We start from the raw sequence: 25,879 nt of genomic DNA, 5'->3' as shown, positions 1-25,879 counted from the left end.
AGCGGTGTCCCGGTGCGCGCCGGCCGCCGGCTACTCGTCCCCGGTCAGGATCGGCAGCAAGAGGGCCGCGGACCAGCTGAAACCGGGGGCGTTGAGCGGTGCCCCGGTGGTCGGGTCGTAGTTCTCCATGATCGGCCCGTCGCCCGCGAGGCCCGCCGCGTGGGTGACGAGCCGGTCCCGCAGGGCGTCCGCGTCCTTGCCGTAGCCGTAGCGGCGCAGGCCGCCGAGGGCGAAGTACGCCTGGTCGAGCCAGACGGGGCCGCGCCAGTACGCGGTCGGCGAGAAGTAGGGGGAGCTCTTCGCCACGGTCGGGAACGGGACGGTGGTGGCGAACTCCGCCGGGTCGGTCAGTCTGTCGCGCACGGCGCGGGCCTGCGCGCCGGACGCCGTGCCGGTCCACAGCGGGACGGCGCCCTCGATGCCGCGCCCGCGGGCCGTGAGCGGTGCGCCGGTGTCGAGCGCGGTGTCGTGGAACCAGCCGTCCGCGGGGTCGTACATCGTCGTGCGGACGGCGGCGGAGGTGGCGGCGGACCGCCGCTTCCACCGTTCGGCGTCGGCGGTGCGCCCCAACGTGCCCGCGATGCGCGCCAAGTAGCCCTGGTCGGCGGCGAGATAGGCGTTCAGGTCGACGGATTCCTGGGTGAGGGAGTGGCCGAGGAGCGTTCCGTCGGCCGCCCGGTTGGCGACGACTCCGGTGCCGAGGGCGGCGTCGAAACGGGGCGCGTTGTCCATGCCGCTCTCCCAGGCCGCGGCCAGGCGCTGCTGCTCGGGCGAGTCGTTGGCGGCGTCGACGGTGGCACCGTACTCGGCGAGGCCGTCGCGATCGTGGTCCCGGTTGCGGTACCACCAGGACTGGTAGGCGGCGAGCTTCGGGTACATCTCGCGCAGGAACGCCCTGTTTCCCGACTTCTCGTACACCTTCCAGACCGCCCAGGCGGCCAGCGGGGGCTTGGAGTTGCGTTCGTTCCAGTTGCCGCCGCCGCGTGAGGGGTCGTTGTAGAAGATGACGTCGGGGATCATCCCGGCGTCCTGCGGGCGGGTCGTGGAGTCCGGGCGGACCTGCCAGTCGAACATGGCGCGGATCTGCGACTCGGCCAGTGCGGGGGCGAAGCGTGCCGTGCCCACGGCCTGCTTCCAGGTGTCCCAGGCCCAGATGCCACCGGTGAACCACTTGTAGGAGATCGACGGTGTGATGCCGTCGTGCTTGATCTGTCCCGCCGCGCTGCGCCAGTTGGTGACGAGGGTCTCCAGCGACTTGACGGCCGTGCGCCGCCGGTCGGCCGGGACGCCCCGGGTCACCCCGGCGACGTAGCCCCGCCAGCGGGAGTCGGCCGCGGAGACGACGGCGCCGGGGCGGGCCAGCACGGCGCGGACCCTCGCCCGTTCCTTGGTGTGTTCGGCGGCGGTGAAGGTGTAGGACTCGGTCCAGTCGAAGCTGTGCGAGCGGCCCGGTGCGAGGGTCACCGGCCGCACCGCCTCGGTGCGGTACGTGTCGCCGTCCACCGTCGTGCGGACGGCTTCCTTGTGCGTGACGTCGAAGCGTTCCGTGCCGTCGGTGAGGTAGTCCCAGGTCTCGCGGACCTTCGCGAAGCCGACGCCGACGCCCGAGCGGGTGGCGGTCAGCGAGGGTGCGTCGCGCATCGGCCGGTCGGCGGGCCGCAGCAGGCTGCCGGTCCATTCGGCGCCCAGGGTGCGGGGCGCCGGGCCGGTGTTGCGGACCTCGGCCCGCACCAGGGCGCTGCGGTCGGTGGCGAAGCGGAGTTCGAGGGTGAGGCGCAGTCCGCGGCCGAGGTCGTAGGACTGACGGAGCCGGCCCGGGAGCGAGGTGAAGTGCGGTTCGCCCCCTCCGGCCAGGTCCAGGGTGTTGCCGTGTTCGGTGAGGCGGATGCGGCTGAAGGACTTGCTGAGCCACCAGGGGTATTCCTGGGCGATGTAGAGGGGTCCGGAGAAGCCGCCGTAGGCGTCGGTGTCGCCGTTCTCCGGCAGGGCGTAGGCGTGCCAGGCCCCCCGGTCGGCGAAGACGGTGACGGGGTTGTTGTCGTCGCCGTCGCCGGGCTGGGCGGTGGTGGGGGTGCCGTGCAGGTCGAGGACGTCGGCGTACGAGGGGGGCGGCGCCGGGCGGGTGCGGGCGGCGGCCGTCTGCGGCACGGCGAGGGTGCCCGTGGCCAGGAGGAGCGCGGTCAGGGCGCCCAGGTATCTGTGTGCGGTCACTTGTCGTTCTCTCCAGGGGAGTCGGTGGTCAGGCGCAGGACCGCGGCGCCGAGCGGGCCGAGGTCGATGCGGTCGCGGACGGCGGCGCCGGTGAGCAGGTCGGTGCCGCCGGTCGTCCAGGGGCCGGTCAGTGGGGTCCGGGTGTCGTGGTCGTTGTGGTTGAGGACGAAGAGATACGTGCCCTGCGGGCCGGTGCGCACGGTCGCCTCGACGCCCCGGGGGGCGTCGAGCACGGGGCGTGCGCCGGCCGCCCGCAGCGCCTCGTCGAGCACGACCGCGATGCCGGCGTCGAGGTGGGCGCTCACGTACCAGGCGGTGCCGGTGCCGTAGGAGTGGCGGGTGACGGCGGGGCGGCCGGTCAGTTCTCCGGAGGTGTAGGTGTCGACGGCCTCGGTGTCCGGGCCCTCGGGTTCGATCCACTCGCTCCATGCGGTGGCCCCGGCACCGGACGCGAGGCGTACCTCCTCGCCGTCGGGGATCGGCCAGAACTCGTCGACGGACACGCCGAGCACGTCCCGCAGCGGGCCCGGGGCGCCGCCTTCGTGGATGTGGTCGTGGCCGTCGACGACGCCGCTGAAGGGGCCGCACACGAAGTGGCCGCCGCCGCGCACGTAGGCGGCGATGCGGGCGGCGTTCCGGGGCCGCAGCAGGTGGAGGTTGGGGGCGAGGACCGCCCGGTAGCCGTCGAGGTCCGCGTGCGGGGGCACGAAGTCGACGGCGACGGCGCGGGCGTGCAGCGCCTCGTACCAGGGGCGCAGCAGGTCGGGCCAGCGCATGCGGGCGGAGGGGTGGTCGTCGGCCTCCAGGGCCCACCAGGAGTCCCAGTCCAGGACGATCGCCACGTCGGCGCGGGAGGTGGTGCCGGCGATCTCGCCGAGCCGGGCGAGATCGGCGCCGAAGCGCACGGTCTCGCGCCAGCCGCGGGAGGCGGTGCCGCGGTGCGGGAGCAGTGCGCTGTGGTACTTCTCGGCGCCGGCGCGGGAGGCGCGCCACTGGAAGTACATGATGCCGTCGGCGCCGCGGGCCAGGGCCTGGAGGGACCAGAGGCGTTGCAGGCCGGGTTTCTTGGGGACGTTGACCGGTCGCCAGCTGACGGCGGACGGTGCCTGTTCCAGGAGCAGCCAGGGCCGGCCGCCCTTGAGGGAGCGCATCAGGTCGTAGTTGAGGGCGGCGCGGACGTGGGCGCGCGGGTCGGCGGGGTCGGGGTAGGCGTCGTCGGAGACGAGGTCCTCGTGCTCGGCCCACTTCCAGTAGTCGAGTGCCTTGAACATCGACATGAAGTTGGTGGTGGCCGGGGTGTCCGGGCCGGTCTCCCGCAGGACCTCGCGCTCGGCGCGGTGGCATTCGAGCAGGGCGTCGGAGCAGAAGCGCCGCCAGTCCAGGAGCTGGGTCGGGTTGACGGGGCCCGGGGCGGTGCGGGGTGGTTCGATCTCGTCGTACGTGCTGTAGCGCTGTGACCAGAAGGCTGTGCCCCAGGCGTGGTTGAGGCCGTCGATCGTGCCGTACCGGTCGGTGAGCCAGCTGCGGAAGTGGTCGGCGGAGCGGGCACAGAAGCATTCGGTGACGTGGTCGCCGTACTCGTTGTGGATGTGCCACAGGGCGAGGGCCGGGTGGTGTGCGTAGCGTTCGGCGACGGCCCGGGTGAGGCGGAGCGCGGCGGCGCGGTATTCGGGCGAGGAGGGGCAGTAGTGCTGGCGGGAGCCGAATTCGAGGCGTACGCCGTCGGCGGTGACCGGCAGGATGTCGGGGTGGGCGCGGATCAGCCAGGCGGGCGGTGAGGCGGTGGCGGTGGCCAGGTCGACCGCGACGCCGTGTGCGTGCAGCAGGTCCATGAGCCGGTCGAGCCAGCCGAAGTCCCAGGTGTCGGGCCCCGGTTGGATCCTGGCCCAGGAGAAGACGCCGACGGTCACCATGGTGACGCCGGCCTCGCGCATCAGCGCGGCGTCCTCGGCCCAGACCTCCTCGGGCCACTGCTCGGGGTTGTAGTCGCCGCCGTAGAGGATGCCGGGGACGCGGGTCAGCGGGGTCATCCCTTCACCGCCCCGCCGAGGAGTCCGGCGACGAACTGCCGCTGGAAGAGCAGGAAGAGGAGCATCAGCGGGAGGGTGGCCAGGAGCGAGCCGAGCATCAGGCCGGAGTAGTCGACGTGGGTGAGCCCGGTGAGGGTGTTGAGTGCGACGGGCACGGTGTATTTGTCCTCGGAGTTGAGCATGAGCAGCGGCCAGATGAAGCTGTTCCACTGCGCCATGAACGTGAAGATGACCAGGGCGCCGAGCTGGGGACGTACGCACGGCAGCACCACCTGGTAGAAGGTGCGCAGTTCGCCGGAGCCGTCGATGCGGGCCGATTCGAGGAGTTCGTCGGGGAAGTCGACGAAGCCCTGCCGCATCAGCAGGATGCCGAAGGAGTTCACCAGGAAGGGCAGCACCACGGCCTGGTAGGAGTCGATCCAGCCGACGCTCGCCATCATCTGGAAGAGCGGCACGAGCAGGACCTGGAAGGGGATCATCATCGTGGCGAGCACCGCGCCGAGCAGCAGTCCCCGGCCGCGGAAGCGGAACTTGGCCAGGCCGTAGCCGCACATGGCGGCGATCAGCGAGCTGAGCACGGTGTGGACGACGGCGATGCCGGCGCTGTTGAGCAGGACCCGTCCGAAGCCGATGGTTTCCTGGAGCCGGGCGAGGTTTTCGAGCAGTTGTCCGCCGGGCAGGAAGGGCGGCGGCGAGCGGAACAGGTCCGAGGTGGAGTGGGTCGAGGCGATCGCCATCCAGAGGAACGGCACCAGGCTGACGACGGCACCGGCCGCGAGGAACAGCCGGACCAGGACGCGGCCCGCGCGCCGGGCCGGGTGGACGCGCACGGGGGCCTTCGGGAGGGTGGTCACCGGCGGCGCTCCCTTCCGAAGGCGAGGTACTGGAGGGCGGAGACCGCGGCGATGACGAGCACGACGACCCAGGCGATGGCGGCGGCGTAACCGAAGTCGAACTGCTGGAAGCCGACCCGGTAGAGGTAGAGGACCGGGGTGAGGGTGGCGTCGTCGGGGCCGCCCCGGGTGAGGACGTAGTTCTCGTCGAAGAGCTGGAGCGTGCCGATGGTGGAGGTGATCACGCAGAACAGGACGACGGGGCGCAGCTGCGGCAGGATGACGCGGACGTACGTGGACAGGGTGCCGGAGCCGTCGATCGCCGCGGCCTCGTACTGCTCCTTGCCGATGGACTGGAGCCCGGCGAGCAGGATGACGGCGTTGTAGCCGGTCCAGCGCCAGGTCAGGGAGACGATCAGGGAGATCCGGGCCCAGGTGGGGCTGTTGAGCCAGTCGATCTGTCCGATGCCGACGGAGCCGAGGATCTGGTTGACCAGGCCGCCGTCGGTCTTGAGGAGCACCTGGAAGACGACGGCGTACGCGACGAGGGTGGTGACGGCGGGCAGGAAGTGGACGGCGCGCCAGGTGCCGCGGAAGCGCAGCCAGGACTGGTTGAGCAGGACGGCGAGGACGAGCGCGAGGCCGATCATGACGGGGACCTGGATGGCGAGGATGGCCCCGGTGTTGAGCAGGGACTTCAGGAACACGGGGTCGTCGATCATCCGCCGGTACTGGTCGAGTCCGGCCCAGCGGGTGGTTCCGGCCTCCTCGGCGGTGAAGCTCTGCACCAGGCTCGCGCCCAGCGGGTAGGCGAAGAAGAGCGCGAAGAGGACGGCGGCGGGCCCGGCGAAGATCCAGGCGGTGGGTCGTCGCCGTCGGACGCGGCGGGCCGGGGCCCGGGCGGGGGCGACCGGCCGCTCGGGGGCGGTGGTGACGGCCATCGGGCTACTTCGTCCTCTCGCGGCCGGTGGCCGCGGCGATCTGCCGTGCCGCCGATTCCAGGGAGGCGCGCGGGTCCTTGCCGCGGAGCGTCACCCCGGTGACGGCGGAGACCATGATGTCGACGGCCTTGGCGTCGTCCTTGGTGTACTCGACCGGCGGGATGTTGCGGGCGAGCCGGGCGAACACGTCGAGGACCGGCTGCCCGCCGAAGTATTCCTGTCCGGCGCTCAGGTACGGGTCCTCCAGCGCGGGCAGGTAGGCGGGGAAGAGGCCCTCGCGCTTGAGCATGGAGACCTGGTTGGCCCGGTCGGTGAGCACGAACTCGATGAAGGCCCAGGCAAGTTCGGGGTTCTTGCTCTGGGCGGGGACGCAGAGGGTGGAGCCGCCCTCGTTCGAGGTGCGGGGGCCGTCGGCGGTGAAGCCGGGCAGCGGCACCACGCCGAACCTGCCCTTCAGCTCCGGCATCTCCTCGGTGAGGGTGCCGGTCCACCAGGCGGCGGTGGGCGTGGTGGCGGCCTTGCCCTCCTTGGTGCCGGTGACCAGCCCGCTCCAGCCCTTCTCGTAGTCGACCAGGCCCCGGTCGTGCAGGGTCTTCATCAGGGTGAGGGCCTTCACGGCCTCGGGGCTGTCGACCGCGACCCGGCCGCTCTTGAAGTAGGACTGGCCCTGCTGCTGGAGGAGCAGGGGCAGGATCCCGGTGTTGGTGGTGTCCATGATGAGCAGCTTGTGGCCGGTGGCCTTCTTGATGCGGACCCCCGCCTCCACGTAGTCGTCCCAGGTGAGGAGCTTTTGCGGGTCGACCCCGGCGGCGCGGAAGTGGTCCTTGCGGTAGTAGAGCGCGCAGGGGCCGATGTCCCAGGGCAGGGCGAAGACCTCGCGGTCCGGGCCGGTGACGGTGCGCCAGGAGGCACGGTCGAAGTCGCCCCCGTAGCGGCCGCCGAGGCTGCTCAGGTCGTAGAAGCCCTGGGGAAAGTTGCCGGTGTAGCGGGGCAGTTGGGTGCCCCCGATCGTGAGGACGTCGGCGAGTCCGGAGCCGCCGCGCAGGCCCACGGTGATCTTGTCGGCGGCGTTGTCGTAGCCGATGTCGGTGACGGTGACGGTGGCACCGGGGTGGCGTTCCTCGAAGGCGCGGGCGAGGCGTTTCAGGGCGTTGGCCGCCACGTCCCACGACCAGACGGTGATCTTCCCGCTGACCTCGCCCCCTCCCTCCTTCTTCCCTCCACCGATGTCACGGGCGTCCCCGCCGCCCGTGCCCCCCATGGCGCATCCGCTGACCAGTGACGATGCGGCGGTCGCGAGACCCGCTGCCAGAACAACCCGTCGGGTGGGCCGTGTTGACACTCTTGCCTCCTGGAGCCTGAATGCTTAATGCTGTATTCAGAACACTGAATGGCTGAGCTTCCCGTCAAGAGGTGTACACCCAAAGACTTTCGTTGCTGTGGTTCATGACCGGCCCGGCCGGGCCGGCTCACGCGAAAGGCGCGGCATGACGTCACCCCAGGACTTCGTCCACCCCTACATCCCCAACGCGGTTCCTGCCGTGCGGCAGGCGATGCTCGCGGAGATCGGCGCGGCGAGCGTCGAGGACTTCTACGCCGACATCCCGGACGGCATCCGGCTGCACCGCCCCCTCGACCTCCCGGACCCGCTGCGTTCGGAAGCCGAACTCACCCGCCACATGGAGGGGTTGCTCGGCCACAACACCTCCACCCGGCAGGTGCTCAGCTTCCTCGGCTCCGGCTGCTACCAGCACCACGTGCCGGCGGTCGTGGACGAGGTGGTCAACCGCAGCGAGTTCCTCACCGCGTACGCGGGCGAGCCCTACGAGGACCACGGCCGCTTCCAGGCGTTGTGGGAGTACCAGTCGATGATGGCCGAGCTGCTCGACGTCGAGGTCGTCAACGTCCCGGTGTACGACGGCTTCCAGGCCGCGGGAACCGCCCTGCGCATGGCCGGCCGGATCACCGGCCGCCGCCGGGTGCTCGTCGCCACCGCGATCGACGCCGACAAGCTCTCCCGGGTGTGCGACTACGTGCGCCCCGACCACGACGTGGTGGTGGTCCCGGTCGATCCGGACACCGGTTGCGCCGATCTCGCCGCGGTGCGCGGGGAGCTGGCCGCCGGTGACACGGCGGCGGTGTACGCGGACATGCCGTCCGCGCTCGGCATCGTCGACGAGGCGCTGCCCCTCCTCGCCGGACTCGCGCACGACGCGGGGGCGTTGTTCGTGGTGGGCTGCAACCCGATCGCGCTCGGCGCGCTCGCGCCGCCCTCCGCGCACGGCGCCGACATCACCTGCGGCGACATCCAGCCGCTCGGCATCCACCAGAGCTTCGGCGGCGGCAACGCGGGCTTCATCGCCACCCGGGACGAGGAGCGGCTGGTCGCCGAGTACCCCTCGCGGCTGTTCGGCCTGGTGCCGACCGCCGTCGAGGGCGAGTACGGCTTCGGTGACGTCGCCTACGAACGGACCTCGTTCGCGCTGCGCGAGGAGGGCAAGGAGTGGGTCGGCACGGCCGCCGCGCTGCACGGCATCGGCGCCGGGGTCTACCTCGCGCTGATGGGACCGCAGGGCATGCGGGAGATCGGTGACACGATCCTCGCACTCACCGCGTACGCCCGCGGGCGGCTCGCCGAGGTGCCCGGCATCGAGGTCCCGTACGGCGACGCCCTGCACTTCGCCGATTTCACCGTCCGCTACACGGGTGGCAGGACCGCCGCCGAGATCCGTGCCGCACTGGGGGAACGGGGCATCTTCGGCGGGGTGCCGACCGGCGAGCACGAGGCCGCGTACTGCGTCACCGAAGTCCACACCAAGGCCGACATCGACCGGCTCGCCGCGACCCTGGAGGAGATCGTCAAGTGACCGCCCCGCACACGCCCGTGTCCGTCTCCCCCGATCAGGCGCGCATCGCCGGCAAGCCCGGTCTGCGCCGCTTCCGGCAGGCGTCCTGGGACGAGGAACTGATCTTCGAGCTCGGTTCGCCGGGTGAACGCGGCGTCCTCGTACCGGCCCCGGACCCGTCCGTCCCGGCGGCCGAGGTGCCCGCGGCCCTGCGCCGGGCCGAGCCGCCCGCCCTGCCGGAGATGTCCCAGCAGCAGGTCCTGCGGCACTACCTGCGCCTGTCGCAGGAGAACCTGGGCGCCGACCTCAACATCGACGTCGGCCAGGGCACCTGCACCATGAAGTACAGCCCCAAGGTCAACGACCAGTTCGTCCGCGACCCCCGGATCGCGGCGCTGCACCCGCTCCAGGACGAGGACACGGTCCAGGGCGTCCTCGGCATCATCCACGGCCTGGAGCAGCTCCTGAAGGAGATCTCCGGCATGGACCGGGTCTCGCTCCAGCCGGGCGCCGGTTCCGCCGCGATCTACACCAACGTGGCGATGATCCGCGCGTACTTCGCCGCCCGCGGCGAGCTGGAGCAGCGCGACGAGATCATCACGACGATCTTCTCCCACCCGTCGAACGCGGCCTGCGCGAAGACGGCGGGCTTCAAGGTCATCACGCTCCACCCGGACGCGGACGGCTACCCGGACATCGAGGCGCTCAGGGCGGCGGTCGGCCCGCGCACGGCGGCGCTCCTCATCACCAACCCCGAGGACACGGGCATCTACAACCCGCGCATCGAGGAGTTCGTGCGGATCGTGCACGAGGCGGGCGGCCTGTGCTCGTACGACCAGGCCAACGCGAACGGCATCCTCGGCATCACCCGGGCCCGGGACGCGGGTTTCGACCTGTGCCACTTCAACCTGCACAAGACGTTCTCGACGCCGCACGCGTGCGGCGGCCCGGCGGCGGGCGCGTGCGCGGTCACCGCGGAACTCGCCCCGTACCTGCCGCGCCCGACGGTCGAGCTGGACCCGGGGACGGGCAGGTACCGGCTGGACGACGACCGGCCCGAGTCGGTCGGCAAGATGCGGCCGTTCTACGGGGTCGTGCCGAACCTGGTCCGCGCGTACGCCTGGATCATGTCGCTCGGCGCACCGGGGCTGCGGGCCGCCGCGGAGACGGCCGTCCTCAACAACAACTACCTGCTCCACAAGGTGCGGCAGATCCCCGGCGTCTCGGTCCCCTACGCGGCGGGGCGCCCGCGCGTGGAGCAGGTCCGCTACAGCTGGGAGAAGCTCCACCAGGACACCGGCCTGCACTCCGAGGACCTCGGTCTGCGCGCCGCGGACTTCGGTACGCACTACTGGACCAGCCACCACCCGTACGTCGTGCCGGAGCCCATGACGCTGGAGCCGACCGAGTCCTACACCCGTGCCGACCTCGACGAGTACGCGGCGATCCTCGCGGAGGTCGCCCGGGAGGCGTACGAGGACCCCGAGACCGTCCGTACGGCGCCGCACCGTTCGACCATCCACCGGGTCCGCCCGGAGGCCCTGGACGACCCGGCGGTCTGGGCGGTCTCCTGGCGTGCCTACCGCCGCAAGGTGCTCGGCGAGGCCGAGCGGTGAGAAAGGTCGGTCTGGTGGTCAACCCGGTCGCCGGCCTCGGCGGCCGGGTGGGCCTGGGCGGCACCGACGGCCCGGACCGGCTCCGCCTGGCGCGCTCGCTGGGCGCGCTGCCCTCGGCGGGGTTCCGGGCCACCGCCGCCCTGGGCGAACTGGCGGCGCGTTCGGGGCGGGCGGCGGGGGACGGGACCCTCGCACCGGCCGGTTCCGACGGTGCGCGGTCCGGGGCGCCGGACTCCGGACTCCTCGTCGTCACCGCCGCCGGTCCCCTGGGCGCCGATTCCGTGGCCGCCGCGGGGCTCGCGGGGCAGGTCGTGTACGCCGCCGGGGCCGGACGGGACACCTCGGCCGCGGACACGGACGCCGCGGTGCGGGCCGTCGTCGCCGAGGGCGTGGACCTCCTGCTCTTCGCGGGCGGCGACGGCACCGCGCGGGACGTGCTCGGCGCCCTCGGCGGGGCGCCCTGCCCGGTCCTCGGCGTACCGACCGGGGTGAAGATGCACTCGGCCGTCTTCGCCGTCGGCCCGCGCGCCGCCGGCGAGGTCGCGGCGGCGTGGCTCGCCCGCGGGGGCGGCGTCCGGCTGCGGGACGCGGAGGTGATGGACCGGGACGAGGACGCCCTGGGCGAAGGCCGTGTCGCCTCACGGCTGTTCGGCTGGCTGCCGGTCCCCGACGTACCGGTCCGGGTGCAGCAGCGCAAGACGGGCAGCACCGTCACCGCGCCCGACGCGGTCGGCGGCATCGCGGCCGAGGTAGCCGACCGCGTCGGGGACGGGATGCTCGTGCTCGGCCCCGGCACCACCACCCGGGCGGTCGCGGCGGCGCTCGGCGCGGACGTCTCCCTGACCGGGGTCGACGTGCTCCGCCTGCGGCCGGGCCGGCCGCCGTGCGTCGTGGCCCGCGACGCGGGCGAGGCCGCCCTCCTCTCGGCCGGCCCCGCCTGGATCGTCCTCTCCCCCATCGGCGGCCAGGGTTTCCTCCTCGGCCGCGGCAACCAGCAGATCTCGCCGCGCGTCCTGCGCGCGGCGGGCGGTCGTGAGCGCCTGCTCGTGCTGTGCACGGAACGGAAACTGGCCGCGCTCGGCGGCCGTCCGCTCCTCCTCGACACCGGCGACGACGCGCTCGACGCGGAGCTGTCCGGCTACCTCCCCGTCATCACCGGCAGGCGGCGCACCTCGCTGTACCGCCTGACCGGCTGACCCCCGCCTCCCTCCCCCTCTTCCAGAAGGAGCCCAGGATGATCTCCCTTGACGGCAAGCGCGCCATCGTGACCGGTGGCGGAGCCGGGATCGGCCGTGCCACCGCCCAGGTCCTCGCGGAGCTCGGCGCCCGTGTGGTGGTCGCCGACATCGACGCGGACGGCGGCGAACACACCGCGAAGGACACCGGCGGGGTCTTCGTCCGCTGTGACGTGTCACAACGCGAGGACTGCGAGGCCGTGGTGCGCACGGCCGAGGAGCGGTTCGGCGGGGTGGACGTCCTCTTCAACAACGCCGGCATCATCCGCCGCTCCACGGTCTGCGAGATCACCGAGGACGACTGGGACCTGGTGATGGCCGTGAACATCCGCTCGGTGATGCTGATGAGCCGGCTCGTGATCCCCGGGATGGTGGCCCGGGGCGGCGGCTCCATCATCAACACCGGTTCCGGTTGGGGCATCCGCGGCGGCGGCCGGGCCGTCTCGTACTGCGCGTCGAAGGGCGCCGTCGTCAACATGACCCGTGCCATGGCCATCGACCACGGCCCCGACAACATCCGCGTCAACTGCGTCTGCCCCGGTGACACGGCGACCGGGATGCTCGCCGAGGAGGCCCGCCAACTCGGCGAGAGCTCCGAGGCGTTCTACGCCGACGCCGCCGACCGGCCGCTCGGCCGGATCGGGCAGCCCCGCGACATCGCCCGGACCGTGGCGTTCCTCGCCTCCGACGCCTCGGCGTTCCTGAGCGGGGCGATCATCCCGGTCGACGGCGCCGGTACCGCGTGATCTGCCGGTAGCGGATAATCGACCGGACCGAAGGGAGGGCAGCCTCACATGCCAATCGAAAACCGCCCGCTGCGCGAACAGGTCAAGGAGGAACTGATCAAGCGCCTCGGGCGCGGCACGATCGCGACCAACTCACCGATCAACGAGGGGCAGCTCGCCACCGAACTCGGCGTCAGTCGCACACCGCTGCGCGAGGCGCTGATCACGTTGGAGCGCGAGGGCGTCATCACCAGCGAGCGCGGCAAGGGCTTCCGCTTCACGCCGCTCAGCGCGCAGGAGTTCCGCGACCTGTCCGCGATCGTCGCGACGCTGGAGGCACTCGCCCTGGAGTCCAGTGATCCCGGGCACCTGGCGGAGATCGCTCCTCGTCTCCTGGAGGAGGCCCGCGCCTTCTCCGCCCCGCAGGCGCCGCACGACGTCATAGAGCGTTATGACGACGCGTGGCACGACCTGCTCCTGTCCGGCTGCACGAACGACCGCCTGATGAAGCTGATCACCTCCCTGAAGGTGACGATGCACCGCTACGAGCGGGTGGCGCTGGGCGACCAGGACATCCTGGAACGTTCGGCGGTGGAGCACGAGCAGATCGCCGAGTGCCTTCAGCGCGGCGACCTCGACGCGGCCGTCGCGGCGCTCAAGGAGAACTGGAACAGCGGGATGCACCGCATCCTGGAGCATCTGAAGGACTGATCGCCGACGGCGGGCCCGCCTCCGGCGGCACGAACACGGCGACGCGGGCCGGGAGCGCCGGCACCCGGCCCGCCGGGCCCGCGGCTCCGGCGGGCCACGCCGCCGCCCGTCCCGTCCGTGCGGTCCGCTCCGGGCGGCCACGAGCGGGAACGGGACGGGCGTCGGGCGGTTCAGTCGTGGAGGGTGACGCCGGGCAGCGGGTGGCCGGCGGCGTCGAACAACGCGGCTCCGCAGTCGCAGTGTTCACCGGCCAGGGTCTGGCCCGCCGGCAGTTCCCACACCAGCATCTGCGAGCAGCCCGGGCAGTCCAGGGTGACCAGGGTCTCTTCGGGTTCCGAGCCCCAGGCCCGTACCGGAACGTCCTGGTGCGTCAACCCGGTCGGCTCGCGCCCCCCGGTCAGCGCGACCATCACCTCGTAGGTGTCGGTGCCGCTGTCCAATACCACGAGCGTGCAGCCGAGACCCGCCAGCACACCGGCCAGGTGATCGAGCTGACGGACCGGGAGGTCGCCACGGCGCAGGGCCGGATCGGCCTCGGCCGCCCGGTGGACGGCACTCGTGTCCACGTCCGCCGGGTCCGCCCCGAAGGCCCGTACCCGGCCGGCCACGAACGCCGCCAGTTGCCCCGGATGGTCCTCACCGGTCCAGTCCATCACGAACAACACACTGTCGACCCGGACCCCCCGAGCCCGCTCGTCGGGGGTCAGGACCAGTTCTTCCAGCTCCGTCACGGCGCTCACGCTACCAACCACCGGAAACCGTCGCGCCGTCGCCACTGCCGTGCGCCGGGACGGGTCCGGTGGGTGGTGGCAGCCGTCCGACTTGATAGGCAAGTCTCCACTTGCCTATGATTCGGTCATGGCGGAAGATGTCTTCAAGGCCCTGGCCGATCCCACCCGTCGGCTCATCCTCGACGAGCTGACGGAGCGGAACGGCCAGACCCTGTTCGAGATTTGCTCACGACTGGTCACCAAGCACGGCCTGGGGCTGTCCCGTCAGGCGATCAGTCAGCACCTGGCCGTACTCGAATCCGCGGGCCTGGTCCTCTCCCGTCGCCAGGGCCGCTACAAGTTCCACGACCTGAACACCGAACCCCTCAAGCACATCGTGGCCCGGTGGCTCGGGCCCGACACACCGGAGAGCACCCCATGAGGATCCACATTTCCAGCGTCTTCGTCGACGACCAGGACAAGGCCCTGCGCTTCTACACCGACGTGCTGGGCTTCGTGAAGAAGCACGAGGTCCCCCTGGGCGAGGACCGCTGGCTGACCGTGGTCTCGCCGGAGGACCCCGACGGGACCGAACTGCTGCTGGAGCCCGACGGGCACCCCGCCGTGAAGCCGTACAAGACGGCGCTGGCGACGGACGGCATCCCGGCCGCCTCCTTCGCCGTGGACGACGTGCGGGCGGAGTTCGACCGGCTGCGCGGGCTCGGGGTGCGCTTCACCCAGGAACCGCTGAAAATGGGACCGGTCACCACTGCGGTTCTGGACGACACCTGCGGCAACCTGATCCAGATCGTGCACAGCGAATAGGGCTCCCCCGCGTGGAGGTGGCGGGCCCCGTCCATATCCGGCCAGTCTCGCCGCGGGACCGCTCTCGAACTGGCGTCGGGAGCAAGCGCGGGAAGCCGGGGCGCGCCGCCCCGCGGCGGTGCACCCCGGAGCCGGGATCGAACACACGGACCGGCCCGTCTTCACCGCTCCCGCCCGGCAGGCGGCGCGCGGGGCAGAACCGCTGGCCGAACTTCGTCCCGGCGTTCTCGACAGAGAACCTTCGCATCCTTACAGTCGCAAAATGTCACACATAGTGATCATTTGAGTGGGGGAAGGTGCCATGAAAACCCGGATCATGTCCGTCCTGGGTGCCGCTGTACTCGCCGCCGGATTCCTGGGAGTCGGCGCGCCATCGGCCGGCGCCGCGCCCGGAGGCTGTGCCCACGCCTCGTCGACCCACCGCCCGACCATTCAGTACGGCAGCACCGGAGTGGCGGTGAAACAGGCCCAGTGCCTGTCGAACATCTGGGGCGGCGTCCCCAAACTGGGCGTCGACGGAGCCTTCGGCAGCAAGACCCGTGCCAAGATCAAGTGGATCCAGGGGTGTCACGGCCTGACCAAGGACGGCATCGTCGGCGCCAAGACCTGGAACGTCCTCTACAACCCCGCTCTCGACTGCTACGACCCCTACCCGGGATAGGGCCGCGCCGGACGGCCGGGCCCCGCCCGACAGCGGTCCGGGCGGGCCCGGCTTCGCCCCGTCTCCCGCACCCGCATCTGCCGGAGGGCCCTGGGGAAGGGTGCGTCCGGAACACCCGTGCCGAGCACGGCGATCCGGGCGTCGGGCCCTACCCCCGGGGCACGTCCTTGACGAACACGATGCCGTCACTGCCCGCCAGATGGGCGGGGTCGAACGGGGCGTAGCCGAACCAGGGGGAGACGCGGGGCGCGGGCAGCGCGTCGCCGAGGACGGCGGCCAGCCGCGCGGCGTCGACGACACAACGGTCCTCCGGGAGTGCGTACAGGAGCCCTTCGAGGGTGTCCGGCGGCGGCGCGTCCACGCCCCGGTGGCGGATCGTGCCGAGGGCCGTGGCCACGAAGGCGTACTCCTCGCCGAGCCGGGCGCCCGCCAGCGCTCCGGCGCTCCACCACTCCACCGGCCCCTCCCACATCCGCATCGAGCTCTTCTCCCGCTGGAGGTGGGAGTTATGGGCGTGGACGAGCACCGGGCCCCGCTCGGCGAGGGCGAGGAGGTTGTGGGCCATCATCTGATCCCGCAGGCCCACCAGCCGGGTCATGCGGGCCGGTGAGGCGTCGGCCATCCAGTGGTGGTAGCGCAGCAGACCGGTCGCGGTGCGCCCGTACAGCCGCAACCGGTCCCGTTCGTCCCCCGAGGCCGTCCCGCTCAGGTGCGGTGTCTGCGCGTCGAGCAGTGCCACCAGGTCGTCGGCGATCAGCCGCAGCCGGTCGGCGTCGGCCGACCGCCCCACGGACCGGGACGGGTCCATCATCGCGGCGGGATCGGTCCACCGGTCGTCGGGGCCGAGCAGCCGGTCGAGCGTTTGCGCGGTGCAGGGGAGCAGGTTCGCGTCCACCCGGGCCGAGAGGTGGTCGTGCAGTGCGGTGAGGGTCCGCCGGGGGCTCTCGGCGGCGGTGATCTCCAGCGGGCCGTCGAAACCGGCGAAGCGGACCCGGTCGGAGGCGGGCCGGCCGTCGTTGTGGTCGCGCATCCAGCGCACGAGTTCGCGGTTGCCCGCGTGGGCGCCCCAACCGTGACTGAATCCGTGCTCCATGACCTCGTCGAGCGCGCCCGTGCCCGAGGTGACGTAGTCGTCCACGACCAGGCCCCTCACACAGTCGCTCTCGACCGCGATCGTCCGGTAGCCCTCCTGCTCGACGAGTTGCCGGAAGAGCTCGTTGCGCAGGCCGAGCAGGGTGTCCTCGCCGTGGGTGGGCTCTCCCAGGGCGAGCATCCGGGGCCGGTTCGGGAGCAGCCCCATGACGGCGGCGGCCTCGACGGCATGAAGGGTTTCCTCGATGTCGGTTGCCATGCCTTGAACGGTATCGTTGAACCTTCGATTGAAACTTTTGCGCGATGTGGGCGGTTCGATGGGACGAAAGCTTCAAAGTCGTGAACGTCTCCGGCCGATCGACCTGGCCCGCGGGCACGGCCTGTCCACGCAGGCCGTCAGGAACTACGAGGAGGCCGGGATCCTCCCGGCCGCCGACCGCACACCGCACGGTTACCGCACCTACGCCCCGCTGCACGCGCGGGCCCTGCGCACGTTCCTCGCCCTGGTGCCCGGCCACGGCCACCGGACGGCGACGTCGATCATGCGGGCCGTGAACCTGGGCGAGGCCGACGAGGCGTTCCGTCTCATCGACGAGAGCCATGCCCAACTGCTCGACGACCGGCGCACGCTCCGGGCCGTGGAGAACGCCCTGCGCGACCTGACGTCCGCCCCCGGGCCCGGGCCCGGCACGGTGGCGCCCGGGTCCGGCGGCGTGTTCGTCGGGGCGCTGGCGGGGCGGCTCGGGATCCGGCCCGCGACGCTGCGCACATGGGAGCGCGCCGGGCTGCTGCACCCGCGCCGCGATCCGCTGACCGGGTACCGCGTCTACGACGAGGCCGATGTGCGGGATGCCCTGATGGCACATCAACTCAGGCGGGGCGGTTACTTGTTGGAGCAGATCGCCCCACTGATCGCCCGGGTGCGGTCGGCGGGCGGACCGGGGCCCTTGGAGGCCACCCTGCGCGATTGGCACGACCGGGTGGCCGCGCGCGGACGGGCGATGCTGGCCGGGGCCGCCGAGTTGGAGGCGTACCTCCACGAGCGCGACCGGGACCACGGCCGCCCCTCATGAACGGTGAGCCCCGGCTGGAGGTCCTCGCCGCAGTCGTGTCCCGGAACCGCTACGGCGGTACGCCCGGCCGGATCTTCTACCGCGAGGGCGACGGCGTGGTGATCGTCGCCGGGGCCGACGCCCGCACCGGCCGCAACCACGGACCGGCCCTCACGCGGGTGCGGACCGAGGACGGCCGCGAGACGCCCGCCACGGAGTACTTCACCTCCATGGGCGGCTACCTGACCGGCCGCCCCTGACCCGCTCCTCCCGCCGGACCGGCGCGAGGAAGGCACAGCCATGAACCCGAACGTCAGGTCAGGTCCGGCCTGTCCCGGTGGCGATGGGCGGCGACCGCCGAGGCGAACGCCTCGCCGAAGGCGTCGTCACCGGCGGCGGCCGTCACCACGCCCAGGAGTTCGACGGGCTCGCCTCCCGTCGCGGCGGACCGGTCCGTGACGGCGGTGGGCAGGAGGTCGCCCAGAGCTGCCACGCCTCCGCCGTAACCACCGATGGGTTTGCCGTGCCGGTACGCGTTGCGCACGAACCGGCGGACCGGGTCATCGGTGAACCGCGCACCGTCGGGCAGCAGCACGGCGTCGTAGAGCACGGCGGCGACGGTCGGCAGCGCCCGGTCGGCCTCGACCGTGCCGCCCCGGCTGGTGGCGATCCCGCCGTCCTTCGGGGCGATCAGTTCGACAACGGCGCCCCGGGCGGTGAGCGGTTCCCGGACCGCGGCGATCTGCTCCTCCTCGATCCCGTCCGTCGCGAGGACGGCGATCCGTCGCGAGAGGATCGAACCGTCCCCCCGGTTGCTCTCCAGGCTCAGCGCGGGGGACGGGGGCGGGGCCGGCGTGTCCGTGGGGTCGGGCAGGGGCACCCCGATGCCTTCCGCGACGGCCCGGGCGAGATCGGTGGAGACCTGGGCCAACTGCGCGACGGTACGCGCCCGGACGTCCTTCGCCGCCACCTTGCCCAGCTCGAAGCGGAACGCGTCGACGATGTGCTGCCGCTCCCATTCGACCATGCTGCGCCAGAACAGGGCCGCCTGCAGGTAGTGGTTCTCGAAACTGGGGCTGCGGCGGCGGATCTTGCTGCCCTCCACCCGTTCGGTGAGATGACGGTAGGCCCCGGACTCCACGTCGGCGAGTACCGGGCAGCCCGCGCCGAGGGTGTTCGGCGTGTAGCTCGTACCGGAGTGGATCTGCTCCTGGTGGAAGCCGTCGCGCTGGTTGTTGCGCACGTCGACGACCGGGCGGTTGACCGGGATGTGGGCGAAGTTGGGGCCGCCCAGCCGCAGCAGCTGGGTGTCGAGGTAGGAGAAGTTCCTCGCCTGGAGCAGCGGGTCGTTGGTGAAGTCGATGCCGGGGACCACGTTGGCGGTGTGGAAGGCGACCTGTTCCGTCTCGGCGAAGAAGTTGTCGGGGTTGCGGTCCAGGACCATCCGGCCGATGGGCCGGACCCGGACCAGTTCCTCGGGAACGATCTTCGTCGCGTCGAGGAGGTCGAAGTCGAAGGAGTGCTCGTCCTCCTCCGGGATGAGCTGGACGCCCAGTTCCCACTCCGGGTACTGGCCCGCCTCGATGGCGTCCCACAGGTCGCGCCGGTTGAAGTCGGGATCGCGGCCCTGCACTTCCTGGGCCTCGTCCCAGACCAGGGAGTGCACGCCCAGTTTGGGCTTCCAGTGGAACTTCACGAAGGTTCCGCGCCCGTCCGCGGTCACGAAACGGAAGGTGTGGACGCCGAATCCCTGCATCATCCGGTAGCTGCGCGGAATCGCCCGGTCCGACATCAGCCACATGATCGTGTGCAGCGTCTCGGGCTGGAGGGACACGAAGTCCCACAGGGTGTCGTGGGCGGACGCCCCGGTGGGGATCTCGTTGTGCGGCTCGGGCTTCACGGCGTGCACGAAGTCGGGAAACTTGATGCCGTCCTGGATGAAGAAGACGGGGAAGTTGTTCCCCACGAGGTCGTAGTTCCCCTCGGACGTGTAGAACTTCGTCGCGAAGCCCCGCACGTCGCGCACCGTGTCCGCCGAGCCGCGCGGACCCTGCACGGTGGAGAACCGCACGAACACCGGAGTGCGGACGGCCGGGTCCTGGAGGAAGGCCGCCCTGGTGAACTCGGCACAGGACTCGTACGGCTCGAAGAATCCGTACGCCCCGGCCCCCCGGGCGTGGACGACCCGCTCGGGGATGCGCTCGTGGTCGAAGCGCGTGATCTTCTCCCGGAAGTGGAAATCCTCCAGCAGCGTGGGGCCGCGGTCACCGACCGTCAACGAATCGTCCGTATGCTCGATCGCCACGCCCTGATCCGTGGTCAGCGGCCCCTCGGCCGGATCGGCGGCCCGTGCGCGGTCACGCTGGGCCTGTTTCCTGTCCTTCATGGGCTTCTCCTCCTGGGGCGCGCCTGCGGCACCGGCCGAGGGGCCGGTGCGGGCACTGCTCGTCCCCAAGCGGGTAACCGCCTCCGGCCACCGGTAACGCGGTATTTCCCCCCGCTCCCTCCAACAGCCTCGGAATCCGGCCCGGCGCCTGGGCCGAGCGGACGCAGCCCGCCGGGCTCCGGGCCCCGGAGGCAGCCCACGGCGTCCGCCGCCCCGTGGAGGTTTCCGCCACGGGAGGCGGGACGGCCGCGACACTGGTTCGCTGGAGGAGTCGGCCCGTACCGACCGAAGCGGCAGAGCGGCGCCGGACGAGGACCCCCACGTCGGAAAGCCCGGCCGCCGGGGACGCCGGTGGCGGTGTCCGGGACCGTCCGCGGGAGGACGGACGGACTTCCGGCGGGCGCGTTCCCGGGGAGCACCGGTGAGCCGGGCCGACCGTTCCCGGGCGCCGCAGTGAGGAGAGACACCATGCGTGCACTCACCTGGCAGGGACGTCGTGACGTGCGGGTGGAGACCGTCCCGGACCCGCGCATCGAGGAGTCCACCGATGTCGTCGTGCGGATCACCTCGACCGGGATCTGCGGGTCCGATCTGCACCTGTACGAAGTGCTCGGCCCGTACCTGGACCCGGGGGACGTCCTCGGCCACGAACCCATGGGGGTGGTCGAGGAGGTCGGCCGCGACGTCACGGCGTTGCGGGCGGGGGACCGCGTCGTGGTCCCCTTCAACGTCTCCTGCGGGACCTGCTTCATGTGCGACAGCGGTCTGCACTCCCAGTGCGAGACCACCCAGGTCCACGAACAGGGCACGGGAGCCGCGCTGTTCGGCTACACCAAGCTGTACGGGCAGGTGCCCGGCGGACAGGCGGAACTGCTGCGCGTGCCCTTCGGGAACACACTGCCGATCAAGGTGCCCGAAGGACCGCCCGACGACCGGTACGTCTACCTGTCCGACGTGCTGCCGACGGCCTGGCAGGCCGTGCGGTACGCGTCCGTCCCTCCCGGTGGGAGCATCACGGTGCTGGGGCTCGGCCCGATCGGCGACATGGCCACCAGGGTCGCCCGGCATCTGGGCGCAGGTCTGGTGATCGGGGCCGATCTGGTGCCCGAACGGCTCGCCAGGGCCGCCGCGCACGGGGTCCAGGTGTTCGATGTGAACCGGTACGGCAAGGAGCTGCCCGACGCGATCCGGCAGCTCACCCACGGCCGGGGCACCGACGCCGTCATCGACGCGGTCGGCATGGAGGCCCACGGCGCGCCCCTCGCGAGGACCGCGCAGTGGGCCACCGGTCTCCTGCCCGACCTGGTCGCCCGCAGGCTCATGGAGCACATGGGTGTGGACCGTCTCGCCGCCCTGTACACCGCGATCGACGTGGTGCGGCGCGGCGGCACCGTCTCGCTGTCCGGTGTCTACGGCGGCGCGGCGGACCCGTTGCCGATGCTGACCCTGTTCGACAAGCAGATCCAGCTGCGGATGGGACAGGCCAACGTCAGGCGCTGGGTGCCCGAGATCCTGCCGCTGCTCGACGACGCGGACGTGCTGGGCGTGGACGACTTCGCCACCCACCGTCTCCCGCTGTCGGACGGTCCGAAGGCGTACGCGATGTTCCAGGCCAAGGAGAACGGCATGGTCAAGACCCTGCTGCGGCCGTAGCGGCGGCGGTGCGGCCCGCGCCTCCTTCCGGCGGGGGCGTCGCGCGGAGGGCGCCGAGCGCTGCCGCGTACGGCGGTGATCCGCTTCACCACGCGAAGCGACCGGAAGGAGGGAGCCACGGGTGAACCGATTCCACCCGCCCCGGGGCGGCATGCCCCGGCCCCACGCGCTGCGCGACTACGCGCTGATCGCGGACGGTGAGCGCGGCGCCCTCGTCGGTCCCCCGCGGGGACATCCCGTGGCTGTGCGCGCCGCGCTGGGACTCCGAAGCGGTGCTCGCCGCCCTCGTCGGGGGTGGCGGGCACTACACGGTCACCCCGCGCGGGCGCTTCGTGCGGGGCGGCCACTACCGGGACGGCAGCCTCGTCTGGTGCAACCGGTGGACCACCGAACGGGGCGTCGTCGAATGCCACGACGCCCTCGCGCTTCCCGGCGATCCGCACCGGGTCGTCCTGCTGCGCCGGATCATGGCCGTGGACGCGTCGGCCGAGGTCCTGGTGCGCCTGGAGCCGTGCGCGGGTTACGGCACCGAGCCGGCCCGGGGCATCCACCGGGACGGCGAGGGCGTCTGGACCGGGCGGAGCGGCGCCCTGCGGTGGCGGTGGAGCGGGGCAGGAGAGGCGGGGCCCGTGCGCCGGGGGCTGCGGACCACGGGCCTGAGCGCGGAAATCGCCCTGGCTCCCGGAACCTCCCGCGATCTGGTGCTGGAGATCTGCGACCGTCCGCTCGGTGATCCGGTGGTGCCGTCGCGGGCGTGGGAGGCGACGGAGAACGCTTGGGACGAGGCGGTGCCCGACCTGGCGTCGACGCTCGCGCCCGGGGACGCCCGCCACTCCCGCGCCGTGCTGCGCGGTCTGACCGGCGCCACGGGTGGAACGGTCGCCGCCGCCACGACGAGCCTGCCCGAACGTGCCGAGGAGGGCCGCAACTACGACTACCGCTACGTATGGATCCGCGACCAGTGCTACGTGGGACAGGCCGCGACGGCCTGCGGTGAGCACGCGTTGCTGGACGACGCGGTGCGGTTCGTGACCGCCCGCCTGCACGAGGACGGCCCGCGGCTGGCCCCCGCCTACACCATGACGGGCGGCCCCGTCCCGGACCAGCGCACCCTGGGGCTGCCGGGGTATCCGGGCGGGTACGACCGGATCGGCAACCGGGTGAGCCGGCAGTTCCAGCTCGATGCCTTCGGCGAAGCACTGCTTCTCCTGTCCGCCGCCCACCGGCTCGGCCGGCTCGACACCGACGGTCGGCTGGCCGCCCGCCTCGCAGCCGACGCGATCGCCCACCGCCGGAACGAACCCGACGCCGGTATCTGGGAGTTGGGGAACCGTCGGTGAACCCACAGCCGACTGATCTGCGCGGCCGGGCTGCGTTCGTGGGCCGGTCTCGCTCCTGACGGACGGGCCGCTTCCCTGGCCGCGCTCGCCGACCGGATCGTCGCCGACGCCTCGGTGACCTGCCTCCACCCCGCCGGCCGCTGGCAGCGCTCCCCCGGCGACCCGCGGGTCGACGCGGCGCTGCTGCTGCCCCCGCTGCGCGGCGCGCTGCCGGCCGGGGGCCCGAGGACCCGGGCGACGCTGCGCGCGTACGCACGGGAACTGACCGCCGGTCATTACGCCTATCGGTTCCGGCATGACGAACGGCCGCTGGAGGAGGCCGAGGGCGCCTTCCTGCTCTGCGGGTACGTCATGGCACTCGCCGAGCACCAGCAGGGGCACCGGGAGGAGGCCCTGCGGTGGTTCGAGCGCAATCGTGCCGCCTGCGGAGCGGCGGGGCTCTTCTCCGAGGAGTACGACATCCGTCAACGGCAGCTTCGCGGGAACCTCCCCAGGCATTCGTCCACGCCCTGTTCCTGGAGAGCGCCGCCCGGCTCGCGACGCCCCCGTCCTGAACGGCCCGGTGCGGGGAGGGACGGGTGGTGGGGCCGGGCGTTCCTCCCCTGGGGGCTCTCACCCGTTCGGCAGCGAATCCCTCGCGGCCCGGTTTCGTTCATACCGGTGGAGAGCCGGTGGCCCGGGCCCGTCACCCGCCGTCACACCGTCCGGCCGGGTCGGCGCAAGCCCCTCCCCCGTCGGGTCACCGGCGTTTCCGCACCGCCGGCGCCATCACGACGCGTGGTGACGTCCGATCAGCTCACAGACAGGTTTCCGGCCGGTCGCAAGGGGCTACCCAGCAGGCGCGGCGGCGGGCCCGGCCACTGCCGCCACCCGGAACCGCGGAGGCACCATGACACGGCTGGAAGACCCGAGGTGGGCCCTCCCGGAGGAGGACGGATCCGACAACCCCCGGGTGCGCGTGGGCCACCGGATCCGGGAGATCGTGACGACGACCGATCACAAGACGATCGGCAACATGTATCTCGTCACCTCGTTCGCCTTCTTCCTGTTCGCCGGCGCGCTGGCGATGATCATGCGGGCCGAGCTGGCGCGGCCGGGCACGCAGATCCTGAGCCCGGCCCAGTACAACCAGTTGTTCACCGTGCACGGCACGGTCATGATGCTGCTGTTCGCAACGCCCACCTTCGCCGGTTTCGCGAACGCCGTCATGCCGCTGCAGATCGGCTCGCCCGACGTGGCGTTCCCCCGGCTCAACGCGCTGACCTACTGGCTGTTCCTCTTCGGGGGCCTGATCGTGGTCGGCGGGCTCGTCGTCCCCGGCGGCGCCGCCTCCTTCGGCTGGTTCGCCTACGCCCCGCTGAACAGCGCCGTCCGCTCGCCCGGCGCCGGTGGTGACCTGTGGGCGATGGGGCTGGTCCTGAGCGGCGTCAGCACCACTCTGGGCGCCGTGAACTTCACCGCCACGATCGTCTGCCTGCGCGCCCCGGGCATGACGATGTTCCGCATGCCGATCTTCACCTGGAACGTCCTGTTCACCTCGCTTCTGGTGCTGCTGGCGTTCCCGGTACTGACGGCGGCCCTGCTGGCACTCCTGGCGGACCGCAAGTTCGGCGCGCACGTCTACGATCCCGCCAACGGCGGGGCACTGCTCTGGCAGCACCTGTTCTGGTTCTTCGGGCACCCCGAGGTGTACATCGTCGCGTTGCCCTTCTTCGGCGTGGTGACCGAGATCCTCCCGGTGTTCAGCCGGAAGCCCGTCTTCGGCTATGTCGGGATGGTGGGTGCCACCATCGCCATCACCATGCTCTCGGCCACCGTCTGGGCTCATCACATGTTCGCCACGGGGGCCGTCCTGCTGCCCTTCTTCTCGCTCATGTCGTTCCTGATCGCGGTGCCGACCGGTGTGAAGTTCTTCAACTGGATCGGCACGATGTGGAACGGAAGCCTCTCGTTCGAGACCCCGATGCTCTGGGCCCTGGGTTTTCTCGTCACCTTCCTGCTCGGCGGGCTCAGTGGCGTCCTCGTCGCCTCGCCGCCCCTGGACTTCCACCTCACCGACAGCTACTTCGTCGTCGCCCATCTGCACTACGTGCTGTTCGGCACGATCGTCTTCGCCATGTTCGGCGGCTTCTACTTCTGGTGGCCCAAGCTGACCGGGAAGATGCTCGACGAACGGCTCGGCAGGATCCACTTCTGGACCCTGTTCGCCGGTTTCCAGATCACCTTCCTCGTCCAGCACTGGCTCGGCGAGGCGGGAATGCCCCGCAGGTACGCGGACTACCTGGCAGCCGACGGCTTCACCGTGCTCAACACCGTCTCCTCGGTGGGCGCCTTCCTGCTCGGGATCTCCACCCTGCCCTTCCTCCACAACGTCTGGAGGACCGCCAGGTACGCCCCCCGGGTGAAGGTGAACGATCCCTGGGGGTTCGGCCGTTCGCTCGAATGGGCCACTTCCTGTCCCCCGCCCCGGCACAACTTCGAGGCGCTGCCACGGATTCGTTCCGACTCCCCCGCCTTCGATCTGAACCACCCGGAGGCGTCCGGCCCCGAGGGGGCGGGGAGCGGCGCCCCGACCCCGGACACGCTCGGGGGGCGGGACTCATGAAACCGGAGGCCCAGATCTTCGCCGGGGTGGCCCTGTTCTTCCTGGTCACCGATGTCGTCTACGCCTGCTTCGCGAGCGAACCCGCCGGGGTCGCTGCCCTGACCGTCTCCTTCCTCATGTCGGCGCTCATCGCCTTCTTCTGCGGGGCGAACCACCGGAGGAAGGGCGCGAGGCCCGAGGACCGTTCGGATTCGGAGGTCCGGGAACGTTCCGGCCCCGTGGACTTCTTCCCCCCGTACAGCGTCTGCCCGGTGATCGTCGCCGTGGGTGCGGCGCTGATCGGCCTGGGCGTGGTCTACGCGCTCTTCCTGTTCCTCATCGGCCTCGGGATCACTCTCGCCGGGGTGCTCGGCATGACGTTCCAGTTCGCGGGACGGGAGGACGACTGAGTCGGGTCCGGGGTGCTT

20 protein-coding genes and 2 pseudogenes are annotated in these 25,879 nt (G+C 71.7%); 14 read left to right on the top strand and 8 right to left on the bottom strand.

Going from position 1 to position 25,879, the window contains the following annotated elements; translation table 11 throughout:
* Positions 1-30 precede the first annotated feature (30 nt).
* From ACFYW1_RS14230 to ACFYW1_RS14210, 5 genes are read right to left on the bottom strand one after another with little or no spacing between them, the layout of a single operon-like run.
* Positions 31-2,211 (bottom strand): trehalase family glycosidase, encoded by a 2,181-nt coding sequence (locus ACFYW1_RS14230; RefSeq protein ID WP_388991362.1) that lies wholly within the window; start codon positions 2,209-2,211, stop codon positions 31-33.
* Positions 2,208-4,241 (bottom strand): beta-galactosidase, encoded by a 2,034-nt coding sequence (locus ACFYW1_RS14225; RefSeq protein WP_388991360.1) that lies wholly within the window; start codon positions 4,239-4,241, stop codon positions 2,208-2,210. Before ACFYW1_RS14225 ends, ACFYW1_RS14230 begins: the two co-directional genes overlap by 4 nt.
* A complete protein-coding gene (locus tag ACFYW1_RS14220; RefSeq protein WP_388991358.1) occupies positions 4,238-5,095 on the bottom strand; it encodes a carbohydrate ABC transporter permease in 858 nt (285 codons plus the stop codon). Before ACFYW1_RS14220 ends, ACFYW1_RS14225 begins: the two co-directional genes overlap by 4 nt.
* Complete coding sequence (locus ACFYW1_RS14215) at positions 5,092-6,015, bottom strand: carbohydrate ABC transporter permease (RefSeq protein WP_388991356.1); 924 nt, start codon at positions 6,013-6,015, stop codon at positions 5,092-5,094. The genes ACFYW1_RS14220 and ACFYW1_RS14215 overlap by 4 nt, the downstream gene beginning before the upstream one ends.
* 4 nt (positions 6,016-6,019) lie before the next feature.
* Positions 6,020-7,276 carry an ABC transporter substrate-binding protein gene (locus tag ACFYW1_RS14210; RefSeq protein ID WP_388991354.1) on the bottom strand — a complete coding sequence of 419 codons (1,257 nt, stop codon included), beginning with the start codon at positions 7,274-7,276 and terminating at the stop codon, positions 6,020-6,022.
* 226 nt (positions 7,277-7,502) lie between these two features.
* Here ACFYW1_RS14210 and gcvPA point away from each other — a divergent pair, with 226 nt between their 5' ends.
* Genes gcvPA through ACFYW1_RS14185 form a run of 5 tightly spaced genes read left to right on the top strand, consistent with a single transcriptional unit; the run spans position 7,503 to position 13,148 of the window.
* Entirely contained in the window at positions 7,503-8,882 is a 1,380-nt protein-coding gene (gcvPA, locus tag ACFYW1_RS14205) for an aminomethyl-transferring glycine dehydrogenase subunit GcvPA (RefSeq protein ID WP_388991352.1), read from the top strand.
* Positions 8,879-10,477 carry an aminomethyl-transferring glycine dehydrogenase subunit GcvPB gene (gene gcvPB, locus ACFYW1_RS14200; RefSeq protein WP_388991350.1) on the top strand — a complete coding sequence of 533 codons (1,599 nt, stop codon included), beginning with the start codon at positions 8,879-8,881 and terminating at the stop codon, positions 10,475-10,477. The genes gcvPA and gcvPB overlap by 4 nt, the downstream gene beginning before the upstream one ends.
* Positions 10,474-11,673: an ATP-NAD kinase family protein gene (locus ACFYW1_RS14195; protein WP_388991348.1), complete on the top strand. Its 1,200-nt coding sequence runs from the start codon at positions 10,474-10,476 to the stop codon at positions 11,671-11,673. The genes gcvPB and ACFYW1_RS14195 overlap by 4 nt, the downstream gene beginning before the upstream one ends.
* A 38-nt stretch (positions 11,674-11,711) precedes the next feature.
* The gene (locus ACFYW1_RS14190) at positions 11,712-12,458 is read left to right on the top strand and encodes an SDR family NAD(P)-dependent oxidoreductase (RefSeq protein WP_388991346.1); all 747 of its coding nucleotides are present in this window, start codon (positions 11,712-11,714) and stop codon (positions 12,456-12,458) included.
* A 48-nt stretch (positions 12,459-12,506) separates the two neighbouring features.
* The gene (locus ACFYW1_RS14185) at positions 12,507-13,148 is read left to right on the top strand and encodes a GntR family transcriptional regulator (protein ID WP_388991344.1); all 642 of its coding nucleotides are present in this window, start codon (positions 12,507-12,509) and stop codon (positions 13,146-13,148) included.
* A gap of 170 nt (positions 13,149-13,318) precedes the next feature.
* On the opposite strand, the gene ACFYW1_RS14180 is transcribed toward ACFYW1_RS14185, so the two are convergent.
* Positions 13,319-13,879, bottom strand: coding sequence for a hypothetical protein (locus ACFYW1_RS14180; protein WP_388991342.1), 561 nt, complete (start codon positions 13,877-13,879; stop codon positions 13,319-13,321).
* Between the two features lie 127 nt (positions 13,880-14,006).
* On the opposite strand from ACFYW1_RS14180, the gene ACFYW1_RS14175 reads away from it, so the two are divergent.
* The 3 genes from ACFYW1_RS14175 to ACFYW1_RS14165 all read left to right on the top strand — a co-directional run bounded on the left by ACFYW1_RS14175 (position 14,007) and on the right by ACFYW1_RS14165 (position 15,344).
* On the top strand, positions 14,007-14,300 hold the full coding sequence (locus ACFYW1_RS14175) for an ArsR/SmtB family transcription factor (RefSeq protein ID WP_388991340.1): 294 nt from the start codon (positions 14,007-14,009) through the stop codon (positions 14,298-14,300).
* Positions 14,297-14,683: a VOC family protein gene (locus ACFYW1_RS14170; RefSeq protein ID WP_388991338.1), complete on the top strand. Its 387-nt coding sequence runs from the start codon at positions 14,297-14,299 to the stop codon at positions 14,681-14,683. Before ACFYW1_RS14175 ends, ACFYW1_RS14170 begins: the two co-directional genes overlap by 4 nt.
* A gap of 301 nt (positions 14,684-14,984) precedes the next feature.
* Positions 14,985-15,344, top strand: a complete 360-nt coding sequence (locus ACFYW1_RS14165) for a peptidoglycan-binding protein (protein WP_388991336.1) — start codon at positions 14,985-14,987, stop codon at positions 15,342-15,344.
* Between the two features lie 148 nt (positions 15,345-15,492).
* Here ACFYW1_RS14165 and ACFYW1_RS14160 read toward each other — a convergent pair whose 3' ends face one another.
* Positions 15,493-16,695 (bottom strand): erythromycin esterase family protein, encoded by a 1,203-nt coding sequence (locus ACFYW1_RS14160; protein WP_388991334.1) that lies wholly within the window; start codon positions 16,693-16,695, stop codon positions 15,493-15,495.
* A 58-nt stretch (positions 16,696-16,753) separates the two neighbouring features.
* Between ACFYW1_RS14160 and ACFYW1_RS14155 the strand changes: the two genes are divergently transcribed.
* Together ACFYW1_RS14155 and ACFYW1_RS14150 are read left to right on the top strand one after the other, a co-directional pair.
* Positions 16,754-17,509, top strand: coding sequence for a TioE family transcriptional regulator (locus tag ACFYW1_RS14155; RefSeq protein ID WP_388991332.1), 756 nt, complete (start codon positions 16,754-16,756; stop codon positions 17,507-17,509).
* Positions 17,510-17,520: 11 nt separating this feature from the next.
* Positions 17,521-17,748 (top strand): annotated as a pseudogene (locus tag ACFYW1_RS14150) (methionyl-tRNA formyltransferase); the annotation flags it as partial.
* Between the two features lie 53 nt (positions 17,749-17,801).
* Here ACFYW1_RS14150 and ACFYW1_RS14145 read toward each other — a convergent pair.
* A complete protein-coding gene (locus ACFYW1_RS14145; protein ID WP_388991330.1) occupies positions 17,802-19,874 on the bottom strand; it encodes a catalase in 2,073 nt (690 codons plus the stop codon).
* A 468-nt stretch (positions 19,875-20,342) separates the two neighbouring features.
* Here ACFYW1_RS14145 and ACFYW1_RS14140 point away from each other — a divergent pair, with 468 nt between their 5' ends.
* The 4 genes and pseudogenes from ACFYW1_RS14140 (at position 20,343) to ACFYW1_RS14125 (ending at position 25,861) form a co-directional block, all read left to right on the top strand.
* Positions 20,343-21,527, top strand: a complete 1,185-nt coding sequence (locus ACFYW1_RS14140) for an alcohol dehydrogenase catalytic domain-containing protein (protein WP_388991328.1) — start codon at positions 20,343-20,345, stop codon at positions 21,525-21,527.
* A 197-nt stretch (positions 21,528-21,724) separates the two neighbouring features.
* Positions 21,725-23,296: pseudogene (locus ACFYW1_RS14135) on the top strand (glycoside hydrolase family 15 protein); the annotation flags it as partial.
* 460 nt (positions 23,297-23,756) lie between these two features.
* Positions 23,757-25,472 carry a cytochrome c oxidase subunit I gene (gene ctaD / locus ACFYW1_RS14130; protein ID WP_388991326.1) on the top strand — a complete coding sequence of 572 codons (1,716 nt, stop codon included), beginning with the start codon at positions 23,757-23,759 and terminating at the stop codon, positions 25,470-25,472.
* Complete coding sequence (locus ACFYW1_RS14125) at positions 25,469-25,861, top strand: cytochrome c oxidase subunit 4 (RefSeq protein WP_388991324.1); 393 nt, start codon at positions 25,469-25,471, stop codon at positions 25,859-25,861. The genes ctaD and ACFYW1_RS14125 overlap by 4 nt, the downstream gene beginning before the upstream one ends.
* The last annotated feature ends 18 nt before the right edge of the window (positions 25,862-25,879 follow it).

The sequence above is a fragment of the Streptomyces sp. NPDC002669 genome, from assembly GCF_042889165.1.
Taxonomy (GTDB): domain Bacteria; phylum Actinomycetota; class Actinomycetes; order Streptomycetales; family Streptomycetaceae; genus Streptomyces.
This window is presented reverse-complemented; position numbering and strand designations above follow the sequence as displayed.

What these genes read in the sequence shown, in the direction of transcription:
- ACFYW1_RS14225 (WP_388991360.1), bottom strand. Translation starts at nt 4,241, where the DNA reads ATGACCCCGCTGACCCGCGTCCCCGGCATCCTCTACGGCGGCGACTAC.
- ACFYW1_RS14215 (WP_388991356.1), bottom strand. Translation starts at nt 6,015, where the DNA reads ATGGCCGTCACCACCGCCCCCGAGCGGCCGGTCGCCCCCGCCCGGGCC.
- ACFYW1_RS14210 (WP_388991354.1), bottom strand. Translation starts at nt 7,276, where the DNA reads ATGGGGGGCACGGGCGGCGGGGACGCCCGTGACATCGGTGGAGGGAAG.
- gcvPA (WP_388991352.1), top strand. Translation starts at nt 7,503, where the DNA reads ATGACGTCACCCCAGGACTTCGTCCACCCCTACATCCCCAACGCGGTT.
- ACFYW1_RS14190 (WP_388991346.1), top strand. Translation starts at nt 11,712, where the DNA reads ATGATCTCCCTTGACGGCAAGCGCGCCATCGTGACCGGTGGCGGAGCC.
- ACFYW1_RS14185 (WP_388991344.1), top strand. Translation starts at nt 12,507, where the DNA reads ATGCCAATCGAAAACCGCCCGCTGCGCGAACAGGTCAAGGAGGAACTG.
- ACFYW1_RS14175 (WP_388991340.1), top strand. Translation starts at nt 14,007, where the DNA reads ATGGCGGAAGATGTCTTCAAGGCCCTGGCCGATCCCACCCGTCGGCTC.
- ACFYW1_RS14170 (WP_388991338.1), top strand. Translation starts at nt 14,297, where the DNA reads ATGAGGATCCACATTTCCAGCGTCTTCGTCGACGACCAGGACAAGGCC.
- ACFYW1_RS14165 (WP_388991336.1), top strand. Translation starts at nt 14,985, where the DNA reads ATGAAAACCCGGATCATGTCCGTCCTGGGTGCCGCTGTACTCGCCGCC.
- ACFYW1_RS14160 (WP_388991334.1), bottom strand. Translation starts at nt 16,695, where the DNA reads ATGGCAACCGACATCGAGGAAACCCTTCATGCCGTCGAGGCCGCCGCC.
- ACFYW1_RS14155 (WP_388991332.1), top strand. Translation starts at nt 16,754, where the DNA reads ATGGGACGAAAGCTTCAAAGTCGTGAACGTCTCCGGCCGATCGACCTG.
- ACFYW1_RS14145 (WP_388991330.1), bottom strand. Translation starts at nt 19,874, where the DNA reads ATGAAGGACAGGAAACAGGCCCAGCGTGACCGCGCACGGGCCGCCGAT.
- ACFYW1_RS14140 (WP_388991328.1), top strand. Translation starts at nt 20,343, where the DNA reads ATGCGTGCACTCACCTGGCAGGGACGTCGTGACGTGCGGGTGGAGACC.
- ctaD (WP_388991326.1), top strand. Translation starts at nt 23,757, where the DNA reads ATGACACGGCTGGAAGACCCGAGGTGGGCCCTCCCGGAGGAGGACGGA.
- ACFYW1_RS14125 (WP_388991324.1), top strand. Translation starts at nt 25,469, where the DNA reads ATGAAACCGGAGGCCCAGATCTTCGCCGGGGTGGCCCTGTTCTTCCTG.